This window comes from Pedobacter punctiformis (assembly GCF_027213715.1).
In the GTDB taxonomy this organism is placed as follows: Bacteria; Bacteroidota; Bacteroidia; order Sphingobacteriales; family Sphingobacteriaceae; genus Pedobacter; species Pedobacter punctiformis.
Genome location: NZ_JAPWGM010000004.1, coordinates 367,210 through 381,385 on the forward strand (window position 1 = coordinate 367,210; position 14,176 = coordinate 381,385).

Consider the following 14,176-nt stretch of genomic DNA (forward strand, 5'->3'; position numbering starts at 1 on the left):
TTTTATAAGGATACTTATGCCTTTTTATTCCAAATTTCATTAAAATTTAAATAAACGCCTGTTTTAAATTAAACAGGATGGGGTTTATTGTGCACTAAGTTTTGAGTTTATGGCTAAAATCTCCATTTAAAGGCGAATTGTAACATTAATTTTAATGTTTTAAACGATAATGGATAATTTTTGATAAGTAAGCGACAATAATACTCATATTATCATTTTTCCCAAATATAAATTTGTTTACTCGATGAGTTGAAGCGTTAAAAAGCTTCATTATTTATCAATTCAACTTAATAAATCAAACAAATTATGAAAAAAATCTTACTTCTGTTTTTCTTTCTGATTTCTATTTATGCTGTCTCCAATGCGCAGGATAAAAAAATTAGCGGGACGGTAATTGGAAAGAGTGACAAATTACCTTTACCTGGAGTTTCAGTAAAGGTAGAGGGTACATCCATTGGAATGACAACTGACTCCAAGGGGCAATTTTTACTTTCAGTTCCAAATGGTGCAGTATTAGTTTTTAGTTCTATAGGCTATGTAACGCAAAAGATTAGTGTCGGAGATAAAACATCCTTCCAAATTGCACTGGAAGATGAAGCCAATAAGTTAGAGGATGTAGTGATTACTTCATTCGGTATTCAGAGAGATAAAAAAACGATCGGGTATGGAGTAAGTACGGTAACATCAGAAAAACTAACAAAGGCACCTACGCCTGATGTATCCAACGCATTGGCTGGAAAAGTTGCCGGGGTTCAGGTATCCGGATCTGGTGGTGCCTTTAATAGTTCGAACATAACCATTCGTGGATTTTCGTCTATCACAAGAAGTAATCAGCCGTTATATGTGATAGACGGTGTTCCGGTTGATAACAGCGGTGGTGGTAATTCGGTAAATGCAGGTTCATCAACATCAAGCAGAGGATCTGACATTAACCCGGAAGATATTGAAAGCATGAGTGTTTTAAAAGGCGCTGCAGCGACTGTATTATATGGTTCGAGAGCGGCATCTGGAGTAATTTTAATTACAACGAAAAAAGGAAAATCAGGTACCAGGGCACAAGTTTCTTTTACGTCGAGCGCTAATATTGGTACGATCAACATATTTCCTGAATTTCAAAATGAGTATGCTCAGGGCACCAATGGAATCTATGGAACCGTAGCAGATCCATTTGGTTGGTCGGCCAGGTCTACTTCCTGGGGCCCACGCATTGCAGGACAACAAGTTACCAATATAATCGGACAAAAAGTGGCTTTACAAGCCTATCCGGATAATGTGAGAGACATTCTGCAAAATTCGTTCGGAATGGATAACACCATTAATTTTTCTGGTGCTTCTGATAAATTTAATTATCGTGTTTCTTATGGTAACAGTACAACTGATGCATTGGTACCTGGAAATAAGCTAGACAGAAATAATTTAACCGTAAACGCGGGAACCAACATTACTGATAAATTTAAAATCAGCACCTCGTTTTCGTATGTAAATAATATATCTGATCGTACTCAGGCCGGTAATCAGGGTGCAAACCCTTTGTGGAGAGCAATTTATACCCCAAGATCGTATGACATTCAGGGTTTACCGGTTACAGATTTAGTAGGGAATCAAATCTGGCATTCAACTTCTGAAGAAAACCCATATTGGTCAATTGATCACATTACCCGTAGCGAAGAGTTAAACCGCTTTTATGGTAACATTAACTTAAAATATGATTTTACCAATTGGTTGCAAGCCGATTTAAAAGTTGGCGCTGATGTTTTTAGTATTAGTAATACAGGTTTTGATGATAAAGGGGTGCGTAGTAATGCCAATACGAGCTCAATAGGCGCAGGAGGTTTAATCCAAACGCGTAATATGAGAAGGAATTTAAATAGTTACCTTACTTTAACCGGTAACAAAACTTATGGCGATTTCAATTTATCGATGACAGTTGGTAATGAGATTATTTCTAATTATGCTAACAACCTTTCTACTACCGGTAAATCTATCATTATTCCGGGTTTTGTTAACTTAAGTAACTTTACCAATTTTAGCTCTACTGATTCGTATAGTAAAAACCGTTTGATGGGTTTCTTTGGTGATTTATCTGTTCAGTACAAAACATGGTTAAACGTAAATGTTAAAGCCCGTAATGATTACTCATCAACTTTAATTGCCGAAAACAGATCTATTTTTTATCCAGCTGTTGCGGTAAGTTTTGTGCCAACTGAAGCCTGGCCGGAATTAAAAAGCAAAGCGTTAAACTCCTTAAAAATCAGGGTAAATGGTGGAGAAGTTGGTAAGGGCGGATCTCCGTATGAAACAGGAACTTATTATGTAACGGCCAGTTCTGCAGATGGGTTTAGCTCTACAACCGTAAATTTCCCTTTTAACGGATTGGCTGGTTTTACTTACGCAAATGGTTCAGGAAATCCACTTCTAATGCCTGAATTTACCAGAGAGTTTGAGTTGGGTACTGATATTGCAATGTTTGATAACCGCTTAAATTTAGATTTCTCTGTTTATCAACGTGATTCCAGGAATTTGATTTTTGATGTACCAGTTGCCCGATCTTCAGGTTTTACAAGCCGGGTAGCTAATGCAGGTAAATTATCAACCAAAGGATTAGAATTTTTACTAAGTGGTGTACCTGTTAAAACCGAGAATTTTACCTGGGAGGCTTCATTAAACTTTACCAAATTCAAATCAATAGTTAAAGAATTGGCACCAGGGGTTGATTTGATTTCTTTAGGCGGTTTTACTTCACCTAATATTCAGGCTGTAGCCGGACAGGAGTATGGCTTAATTTATTCTAACCGATATCTTCGCGATGCACAGGGTCGTATGATTATTAAAGCAAACGGTTTACCGCAGGCAACCAGCGATGTTGGCGTGGTGGGTAATCCAAATCCGAAATTTACGGCTGGTTTAACCAACTCATTTAAATATAAAGCATTTAGTTTCTCATTCTTGTTAGACTTTAAATACAAAGGTGATGTAATGTCGCGTACCATTGGCGATTTACGAATTAATGGTGTTGCTGCTGAAACCGCTGAATTTGATCGCTTTAATGCTGATGGTACCGTTTCTAAACCTTATTTATTCGAAGGTGTTTATGCAGACGGAACTCCAAATAAAACTTATGTAAGCGCACAAGAATATTGGGGTTTAGCAGGTAAATATGTATCGTGGGAAGGTTATGTACTGGATGCCACATTCTTAAAATTAAGGGAAGCAACGTTTAGTTACGACTTTCCAAAGGAGTTAATTGCAAAAACTAAATTTATAAGCAAATTGCAATTATCAATATATGGGCGGAATTTATGGACTTATGCTCCAAATTTTCCACACCTGGATCCTGAGCAAAACTTATTGGGTATTTCAAATGCCAGAGGATTGGAATTTGGTATAACACCGGTATCCAAAGTATACGGTGCAACCTTAAGAGCAACCTTTTAATTAACCGATTAAGAAATTTCAAGATATATTATTATGAAAATCAATAAAATAATAGCGTGTGCAGGGATTGTGATGCTGGTTTCTACGTTTCAATCATGCAAAAAGTTTTATGATGTAAACGAAAGTCCAAATAACATTAAAGTAGCACCTATAGATCAGTTATTGCCGTCTATTACAGTTGGTGTAGGTTATACCGGTGCAAGTGATTTATATCGCTACAGCGGATTAATCATGCAACAGTTTACAGGTAATACCACCAATTTATCTGAAACATTTAAGTTGTATGAAAGATATAATATCAATAATTCTGATGTTAACAATCAATGGACAAATATCTACTCGGGTGTTTTAGCAGATATAGAAAAGTTAATCCCCTTAGCGCAGGATGGAGGAAGCCCGCATTACGCTGGTGTTGCCAAGTTATTAAAAGCTTATATGTTTCAGCTTACGGTAGATGCCTGGGGCGATGTTCCATATTCAGAATCCGGAAAGTTTTTAGATAATTTAACGCCTAAATTTGATAAGGCAGAAGATATTTATACAGATTTAATCCGCTTAATTGATGAAGGTATTGCCGATGTAAATAAAACAACTTCGCTATTAAGCCCAACCAAAAATACAACCATTTATCAGGGCGATGACTGGAATGTTGTAAAACAGCAATGGACTAAATTTGGAAATACACTAAAACTGCGTATCTATCTGCATTATACAGCTAAAGACCCTGCATTTGCCAGCTCAAAAATCAATGCTTTAATCAACAGCGGTGCCCAGTTTATGGGGGCTAACACCGATAACTTTATGATGAAGTTTTCAACAGAAACGGGTCGTGCAAACCCCAATGTAAGTATTGAAGGCGGACAGTTCAGAAATGCGTTTTTTCCTAATAAAACGATTGTGGATATGATGAATGGCAAATCAGATCCGAGAAGAGTTTCCTACTTTGTGCCGTTTCCTTATAATTCATCACCTGCAACTTATAAAGGCGGTAATGCCACTGAGGCGGCAACTGTTGCTTATTCCAGATTAAATACTTTTTTAAAGGGGGCTGCCAAAATTAATACAGTTATTGTAAATGCTGATGGCACCATTACCGATAACTCGATCACCTGGAGTGGTGATGGTCCTGCCAGATTATTAACCTTTGCCGAATATAACTTTATCCGGGCTGAAGCGGCATTAAATTTAAGTGCTCCGGGCGATGCACAGGCATTTTATCAGGCAGGTATCCGGGCTTCTATGGAAGATGCAGGTGTTCCTTCGGCCAATATCACAAACTACATTGCTGCAAATGGAACACTAGCCGGAACAAATACCCAGAAACTGGAGCAAATTATTAACGAAAAATACATCGCGAATTTTGGAGTAGTTATGGAGCCCTGGAGCGATTGGAGAAGAACAGGTTTCCCTAACATTACACCTCTTCCGATTTCAGTAGCGGTTTATGATAAAATCCCCAGAACTTTAGTGTACCCTCAATTTGAGAAAAGTAGTAATCCTAATGTTCCAGCCAGATCGGACATGCTGGGTAGGGTATTTTGGGATACCCGTCAATAATTTGATTTATAGAAAGTTATAATCGTTATAAAATGAAGAAACTAATAATTTTTCTCCTGTCTTTGAGTATGCAATTTGCATATGCTCAAAAAAAAGATCCTGATGCGGCTGCTCCAGCCGCACAGGAAAATATTAAAACTGTGGAAGGTGTTGTAAAAACTAAAGGTTCTGTTACCATTAATGGAAAAGTAGTTAATTACACGGCAACAACAGGTTACATGCCGATGAAATCAGAAGATGGTAAACTAAGGGCAAATATTTTTTTTACGGCTTATACCAAAGATGGAGTAAGCGATTTAGATAAAAGGCCCATTACCTATACATTTAATGGAGGGCCCGGTTCAGCTTCAATTTGGTTACACATGGGCGTAATCGGCCCTAAACGCATTGTAATGTCAGAAAAAGGCGATGCATTAGCCGCACCATATTCTTATACAAATAATGAATATTCATGGTTAGATCAAACCGATTTAGTTTTTATTGACCCTGTTGGAACAGGTTTTTCAAGAGCCGCTCCCGGTGTAGATAAGGCAGAATTTCAAGGTTATGTAGAGGACATCCAATCGGTAGGAGAGTTTATAAAATTGTATACCTCAAAAAATAAAAGATGGGGTTCGCCTAAATTTTTAGCCGGAGAAAGTTATGGCACAACCCGTGCCGCTGGTTTGTCAGAATATTTACAAAGCGCTTTTAAAATGTACGTAAATGGTGTTGTGTTAATTTCTGCAGTTTTAAATTTTCAAACCATTCAGTTCGTTGTCGGTAACGATTTACCATATCCTTTATATTTGCCAAGTTATGCCTCCACATCCTGGTATTATAAAAAGTTAAGTCCTGAATATCAGTCAAAAGACCTTAAATCACTTACCGGAGAAGTTGAAAAATTTGCAATGACCGAATATGCTACTGCGCTAATGAAAGGAGATCAACTTCCAAAAGCCCAATACGATGCAGTAGTAAATAAATTGGTAAAATACACGGGTTTATCTGAAGCATTTATCCGACAAACAAACCTTCGCATAAATTTAGCCCAGTACAACAAAGAATTATTGCGTGATGAAGGTAAAACAGTGGGGCGCTTAGATTCCAGGTTTACCGGAATTGATTATAATGACACAGGTTCATCTACAGAATATGATCCGAGTAATACCGGAACAATTTCCGGTCCTTATACACACGGATTATTAAATTATTTAGGTAAGGAATTAAATTATACAAATGATTTAACCTATTATACTTTAGGTGGCGGAATAGGCAGATGGAATTATAGTAATGTTCAAAATAAGTATTTAAATGTTGCCGAATCGTTAAGAAAAGCAATGTCGGTAAGTCCAACACTTAAGGTTTGGGTTTTAGGTGGGTACTATGATTTTGCATGTCCGTATTATGCTTCAAAATATGTAATTAACCATATGGGCCTAAGACCAGAACAGCAAAAAAACATCGATTTTACTTACTACGAGGCTGGGCACATGATTTACATTCATATGCCATCACTTAAGCAAATGAAGATTGATGCCGATTCTTTTTACGATAAAACTTTAAAAGAAATTAAATAGTTATGGATATGACATTTATAAAAAATAAACGATGTGTAGCTATCGCAGGCGTATTATCATTTTTAGCTTTAAATGGTATGGCTCAACCCGGCGGTAACCGCCAGCAACAAGGACAAGCTGCAGCCGTAATACCTCCAACCGATTCAAAAGGATCGGTAGTTGCTTTACCTGTAGATCCTACCGGGTATATTGTTTCCAATTCGCCTAATATTCCACCTCCGGTTGTAACTAAGCATAGCGTAACCATAAAAGGGCAGGTAATCAATTATACGGCTACTACAGGCTACCTTCAACTAAAAAATGAAGACGGTAAACCAAAAGCGAATATATTTTTTACAGCCTATACTAAGGATGGCGTAAGTGATAAAAGCAAAAGACCGATTACCTATACTTTTAACGGAGGGCCGGGTTCGTCGTCTGTATGGTTACACATGGGTTTATTGGGGCCTAAACGGGTTGTGATGACGGATAAAGGAGATGTTTTGCCTCCGCCATACAGTTATGTAAACAATGAATATTCGTGGTTGGATAAAACCGATTTAGTATTCTTAGATCCGGTTACAACAGGCTACAGCAGAGCTGTAACAGGAGAGAACGATAAACAATTTCATGGTTATGTAGAAGATCTTCAGAGCATGGGTGATGCGATTCAACTCTTTAGTACCAAATACGATAGATGGAATTCGCCTAAGTTTTTAGCCGGAGAAAGTTACGGAACAACCCGTGCAGCCGGTTTATCGGATTATTTACAAAGCAGGCATAAGTTTTATTTGAACGGAATTGTATTAATCAGTTCTATTTTAAATATGCAAACGGCCAGATTTGATGTCGGTAATGATTATCCATTTCCTCTATTTCTTCCAACTTACACTGCTACGGCCTGGTACCATAAAAAACTACCAGCTGATTTACAGCAGAAAGATTTGAAATCGGTATTAAAAGAAGTTGAAGATTTCGCCACCGAAGAGTATAACATTGCTTTGCTAAAAGGATCAGAGTTAACGGGACAGGAGTACGAAAATATAGTTAATAAATTAAGCAGATATACCGGTTTAACTAAAGAATATATTCGTCAAACCAATCTTAGGATTGATATTCATAAGTTTGATAAAGAGCTGCGAAGAACAGAAGGTTTAACTGTTGGCAGACTGGACAGCCGGTTTACCGGCCGGGATTATAATGATGTAGGAGTTACCCCTGAATTTGATCCCAGTAACACAGGCACTATTTCGGGCCCGTATGCCGCTGCGATAAATCACTATGTAAAGGCCGAATTAAAATACAATAATGATTTGCCTTATGAAATTTTAGGAGGAAGAGTAAACCCCTGGAATTATAATAATGTTCAAAACCGTTATTTAAATGTTGCAGAAGATTTGAGATCAGCTATGGCGAATAACCCTCATTTAAAAGTTTGGGTTCTTTGTGGATATTACGATTTGGCAACTCCTTATTTTGCTGCAGAATATACTTTTAATACCATGGGATTAAGACCAGAGCAGCGTAAAAATGTGAACTTTACTTATTACGAGGCCGGTCATATGATTTACATTCATAAACCTTCATTAATTCAAACTAAAATTGATGCAGATAAACTTTATGATGAAGTGACTAAGGAAATAAACTCGGCAATAGTAAAAAGCAGATAACAAATGAAAAAGATAATATTTTCTTTCGGATTTTTAGTCCTGATAAGTTCAATGCAGCTTTCAGCTCAAACCATTGAAGCTGATAACACTACGCTGGCTTTAACCAAGCTGGCGCAAACCCAAAAACAATTATTGGTAGAAGTAGCAAAGGCTGAAGGCAACAAGTTTTCAACTATCGAGAAAATGTTTAATCTGGGCATGTGGGATAAAGCATTGCTTGAAATGAAGAAGTTAAAGCCAGGTTCTTTTGATTATAAAGTGTTGCAAACGGATTATTTAATCTTGAATAATGATTTTAAAGCAGCAGATAACATGGTTAAAGAATTAAATAAACTTCAGCCTAAAAATCCGAAAGTAATATTATTCAATGCTTATTTAGATATGATGGCCTGGAAATTACCACAAGCCGCCAATATTTGCGAACAAGCATTAAAAATCAATCCGTCAAGCGCAATTAAAATGATGCTTGGTAAAATTAAATTACTTCAAAAAGATTATGCCAGAGCTTTAGCTTTAGCAAAAGAGGTACAAAAAAGTGATTCGAAGAATGCATTGGCCTATCAGTTAGAAGCCGATGTATATTTTTGGGATCAGCACCCTGAACTCGCTGAAGCACCTTTAAAAAAATCTTTAGAAATTGATCCTTTTAATGCTGATGCCAGATTTAGCTACGGTTATGCAATTTGGAGAAGAATTGATGCTACTCAATTAAATGCAATGGCCGCTCAATGGGAAATTGCTTTAGCTGTTAATCCTTTACATTTTCAAACACACTGGCATTGGGGCAATGGGCACACCAATTTAACATATGCCGATTATGCACAAAAAGACGACGATGAAGTTAGAAAAGAATTAATAAAGGCCGACGACTTATTTAAAGCGAATAAAATTCAGGAAGCCATTGATTTTACCCGTACTGTCGAGAAAAAATACCCCGCGTCTGTGATTCCTAAATTACACCGCGGATCTCTCTATCACGCCGCATTTGATATGGACAGAAAGTCAAGGTTAGATTCAGCCGAAAATATTTTTAAACAGATTTTAGCTGTAAAAAAACATTACGGTCCAGCTCATAATGGCCTGTCGGCAGTAATTAAATCTAAAAGAATTCCTTATTTGTCACAGTACGATTCCATTACCAATCGCTTATTAGCCACAAAGATTACCGATATGGAGAATTTTATTCGGGTGTTTCCTGATGCAACTTATTATCCCGGTGATATTGCTAAAGGAATGATCTGGAATCAGTTAAATACCGCTGTGGTGTATTTTCCATTCTTATCCAAAGGAGATAATGTTTTTAGAGTTCAGCCTTTACACCTGGATTTAGCCACAGTAATGAATTCGCCCAGTTTTAGGTTTAATACCACTTTCGATAACAGGCAGTGGATGGATATCAGAGGTGTAGGCAGTGGCGCGGCATCAATTGAGTATACCGAGCGTGGCGCTTATATGGAGCGTAATGTTTTACTACACGAATATGTTCACCTTTTCCATGGCAGAGTACTTACTGATGATGAAAACCGGCAGGTTAGAAAGCGTTATTATACCGCGATGAAAGAGGGTAGAACCTTAGATTACTACTCTCAGAACAATGAGAGCGAATATTTAGCACAAACTTATCCGGCTTATTTCGAACCAGAGAAAGTTCATCCGCTTGATTTTAAATCGATGAATACAACAGCTGATTTGAAAACCAAAGATCCGGAAATGTATGCATTTTTAGATAAACTGGTTAAAAAAGAAAGGGCTTATTTAAACGGAGATAAAAGTGTAATGGCCAGTAACTGGGCCAACGTTTATTTAAATTTAAGCAACAGGGTCCGTATGAATAATGCAGATCTGGCCACAAAATATTTAGATACTGCTTTAACCTACGATGATAAATATTTGCCGGCAATTTTAGCTTATGCGAAAATAAATACAGGTAAAAGGGATTTTGAAGCTGCTGAAAAATGGATAAAAAAGGCCGAAAATATTAATGCCAATTATGCACCAGTTTATGTAGCCTATGCTGATTTAGCAGGCGCAAAACAAATTAATAAACTCCTTGATGATGAAACGGCAATAAAGCAACAAGCCGAACAATTAACAAAATCTTATAAACTGGAAGACGATTATCAAGAGTTGGCGAGAGTGAATATACTGTTGAGAGAGATGTATAAGAAAAATGCTTTAATTCCGGAGGCTATTGCGGCGGCTGATGATTATAGCAAGAATGGCGCTACAGTTTCTACCTATTTAAGAGATAGAATAGATGATGCAAAAGCATTTTCTGCTTCGTTAAAAGCAGCCAATGGATATGTAGATGCTATTGAAGTTTTAAGAGATTTAGTTGCTCAAAAACCACAAAATTTTGAATACCGGAATTTATATGCCGATGCCCTGGCTACTCATGGTAACTATAAAACGGCTATTGAAACGATTAAACAGGCACAAAGAATTTTGGCAGCATCCGGAAATGCCAGATCAGATTACAATTTGCGTTTAGCAGAGTTTTATTCTGCTGGTAATCAGGCAGATAGTGTTAATTACTATGTTAATTTAATCAAATCCAAAAGTGCACAATTAAAAGATAATGATAAATTAAGATTGGCCCGTTTACTATCCTCTCAAAAAAATAGTGAAGAAGCATTAAAATTAATCAATTCCGTAATTGTTAATTCAGATCCGTTATTACAAGCCGACCTGGATTATACAAAGGCTAAGGTTTTCGAAAATGATGGAAATCAGGACCAGGCCTTATTAATGTATGAGCAGGTTCTTAAAAGTAATCCTTATCAGTTTAGCGTATATAAATACTTGATAAATCGCTATCAATCAGTAAACAATACGGATAAAGTAACCGAATTGCTCAATAAGAGAGCTGCTTTAAAAATTCAACCCGGAAAACTATTTAATTAATCAGTTAAAAAATAAAATCAATGCCTTTAAAAGAAGAAGAAACACAACAGGAGATGAAGCGTGAATTAGGTTTGCTTGATGCAACCATGCTTGTTGTGGGCTCAATGATTGGTTCAGGAATATTTATTGTTAGTGCCGATATTACCAGGAATGTTGGAAGTGCAGGCTGGTTAATCATAATCTGGATTTTAACAGGTGTTATAACTTTGATGGCTGCATTAAGTTATGGAGAACTTTCGGCCATGTTTCCAAAAGCTGGTGGGCAATATGTTTATCTTAAAGAAGCCTATAATAAATTAATTGCCTTTTTATATGGATGGTCGTTTTTTATGGTTATCCAAACGGGTACTATCGCAGCGGTTGGAGTAGCTTTTGCAAAATTTGCAGCTTATTTATATGAACCATTTAGTGATCAAAATATTTTATTCAATCTGGGTAGTTTTAAAATAAATGCTTCGCAAATTTTGGCTATTGTTACTATTTTTCTATTAACATGGATTAACAGCAGAGGAGTAAAAAACGGTAAAATTATTCAAACCATATTAACCATTGTTAAAATCTTATCGCTGTTTGGATTAATAATAGCAGGCCTGGTTTTCGCTTTCAGAGAGAATGTTTGGACGACCAACTGGACAAACGCTTTTACACCCGGGCAATGGACAATGAATGGTTCAAACATGCTTCAAATAGGAGGAACCACGCTTTTTGCCGGGGTAATTTCGGCAATGGTTGGTTCCCTGTTTTCCAGCGACGCCTGGAATAATGTTACTTTCATTGCTGGTGAAATTAAAAATCCTCAAAAAAACATTGGGCTCAGTTTATTACTCGGAACCATCATCGTAACCGTCATTTATGTTTTGGCAAACATTATGTACACCGCCATACTCCCTATGCAGGAAATCGCACATGCTCCTGCAGACAGGGTGGCGGTAGCCGCTTCACAATATATTTTTGGAAGCAGTGGTACAATATTAATTGCCTTAATGATCATGATATCAACTTTTGGCTGTAATAATGGATTAATTTTATCCGGCGCAAGAGTTTATTACACAATGGCTAAGGATGGTTTGTTTTTAAAACAAGCAGCTCAGTTAAATAAGTTTGAAGTTCCATCATGGGGGCTATGGACTCAATGTATATGGGCATCCGCTTTATGTTTGACAGGCAAATACGGTGATTTATTAGATTATGTAATTTTTGTAGTCTTAATTTTCTACATCCTTACCATAGCCGGAATTTTTATCCTGAGAAAAACTAAACCAGATGCTATTCGACCATATAAAGCTTTCGGTTATCCATTTATACCCGCCCTGTATATCATTTTAGCAGCCATACTAAGCCTGGCTTTATTGTACTATAAAACAAGTACCTGCGGTTGGGGCTTATTATTAGTGCTTACCGATATCCCTGTTTACTATTTGTCAGAACGTTATCAAAAAAATAAAAATTGATGAAGAGATTTAGTAGAAAAATAAACCTGATTGTAGTTATGATTTGCTTCGTAAGCCAGGTTTTTGCCCAACAAAACGGGGTAAAAAAAGCGGAGCCCAGAAAAGAAGGAGAAGGTCCATATTCGCAATTAATTATTAGAGGAGTAACCTTAATCAACAGTACGGGTTCTCCACCTTTGGGGCCGGTTGATATTGTGGTAGAAAACAACAGAATTGTTCAAATATCAGTTGTTGGTGCACCTAATTTACCCATAAACCCCGAAAGAAGGCCAAAACTAATTGCTGGTGGTAAAGAACTAAATGCTGAAGGTATGTTTTTAATGCCCGGATTTATCGATATGCACGCACATATTGGTGGAGCAAACAAGGGTACTGATGCTGATTACGTTTTTAAATTATGGATGGCTCATGGAATTACCACCATTCGTGAACCCGGAAGTATGAATGGAATTGACTGGACGCTTGAACATAAAGCAAAAAGTTTGAAAAATGAAATCACAGCGCCCAGAATTTTTGCTTATACCGTATTTGGCCAGGGAAGCAAAACACCTATATCTACACCCGAACAAGCCAGGGTTTGGGTTAGAGAAAATGCCAAAAAGGGTGCTGATGGTATAAAGTTTTTTGGCGTAGCACCTGATATTATCGCTGCTGCAATTGATGAAAATAAAAAACTTGGTTTAAGGGCTATGGCGCATCATGCGCAAACTGATGTGGGCAGATGGAATGCTATGAATAGCGCTAAAGCAGGTTTAACTTCTTTAGAGCATTGGTATGGGCTGCCAGAATCTATGTTTACCGATCGTACTGTGCAACACTATTCTAACGATTATAATTATCAAAATGAACAAGATCGTTTTGGTGAAGCCGGAACATTATGGAAGCAGGCTGCAGCGCCATATTCGGAAAAATGGAATAAAGTAATGAATGATTTAATTGCTTTAAACTTCACCCTAACGCCTACAATGGATATTTACGAAGCAAACAGGGATTTGATGAAGGCAAGAACAGCAGAATGGCATGCCGATTATACCATGCCAAAGCTATGGGATTTTTACAGCCCGAGCTGGAATTCGCATGGCTCTTACTGGCATTCCTGGGGGACCGAACAAGAGGTAGACTGGAAAGAAAATTATCAATTGTGGATGAAATTTATAAATGAATATAAAAACAGGGGAGGAAGGGTAGTTATTGGCACAGATGCCGGTTTTATTTATCAATTATTTGGATTTTCTTATGTAAGGGAGATGGAACTTTTAAGAGAAGCTGGTTTTCATCCTTTAGAGGTAATTAAAGCCGCTACTTTAAATGGTGCCGAAGCATTAGGTATGGATAAGGACTTAGGAAGCGTAGAAGTAGGTAAGCTGGCAGATTTTGTAATTGTTGAAGAGAATCCACTGGCTAATTTACAAGTGTTATATGGTACAGGTGCGATTAAGTTAACGGCTAAAAATGAGGTTGTGCGTGTGGGAGGTGTAAAGTTTACCATAAAAGATGGTATTGTTTACGATGCTAAGCAACTTTTACAAGAAGTTAAAGAAATGGTTAAAAATGAAAAGGCTAAAACAGGTTATTTGTTTAAGCAGCCCGGTGTTAAATAATATTAAATGATAAGATTTTA

7 protein-coding genes are annotated in these 14,176 nt (G+C 37.1%); all 7 read left to right on the plus strand.

From position 1 onward, the window contains the following. Positions 1-306 precede the first annotated feature (306 nt). The 7 genes from O0955_RS13845 to O0955_RS13875 are packed head-to-tail and all read left to right on the plus strand — an operon-like array spanning position 307 to position 14,156. Positions 307-3,435 (plus strand): SusC/RagA family TonB-linked outer membrane protein, encoded by a 3,129-nt coding sequence (locus O0955_RS13845; protein ID WP_269428144.1) that lies wholly within the window; start codon positions 307-309, stop codon positions 3,433-3,435. Positions 3,436-3,468: 33 nt separating this feature from the next. Continuing rightward, entirely contained in the window at positions 3,469-4,992 is a 1,524-nt protein-coding gene (locus O0955_RS13850) for a SusD/RagB family nutrient-binding outer membrane lipoprotein (RefSeq protein ID WP_269428145.1), read from the plus strand. Positions 4,993-5,024: 32 nt separating this feature from the next. Continuing rightward, positions 5,025-6,551 carry a S10 family peptidase gene (locus O0955_RS13855; RefSeq protein WP_269428146.1) on the plus strand — a complete coding sequence of 509 codons (1,527 nt, stop codon included), beginning with the start codon at positions 5,025-5,027 and terminating at the stop codon, positions 6,549-6,551. A gap of 8 nt (positions 6,552-6,559) precedes the next feature. Continuing rightward, on the plus strand, positions 6,560-8,200 hold the full coding sequence (locus tag O0955_RS13860; protein WP_269428147.1) for a S10 family peptidase: 1,641 nt from the start codon (positions 6,560-6,562) through the stop codon (positions 8,198-8,200). Between the two features lie 3 nt (positions 8,201-8,203). Continuing rightward, complete coding sequence (locus O0955_RS13865) at positions 8,204-11,104, plus strand: tetratricopeptide repeat protein (protein ID WP_269428148.1); 2,901 nt, start codon at positions 8,204-8,206, stop codon at positions 11,102-11,104. Between the two features lie 20 nt (positions 11,105-11,124). Further along, entirely contained in the window at positions 11,125-12,555 is a 1,431-nt protein-coding gene (locus O0955_RS13870) for an APC family permease (protein ID WP_269428149.1), read from the plus strand. Further along, positions 12,555-14,156 carry an amidohydrolase family protein gene (locus O0955_RS13875; protein WP_269428150.1) on the plus strand — a complete coding sequence of 534 codons (1,602 nt, stop codon included), beginning with the start codon at positions 12,555-12,557 and terminating at the stop codon, positions 14,154-14,156. Before O0955_RS13870 ends, O0955_RS13875 begins: the two co-directional genes overlap by 1 nt. Positions 14,157-14,176 lie beyond the last annotated feature (20 nt).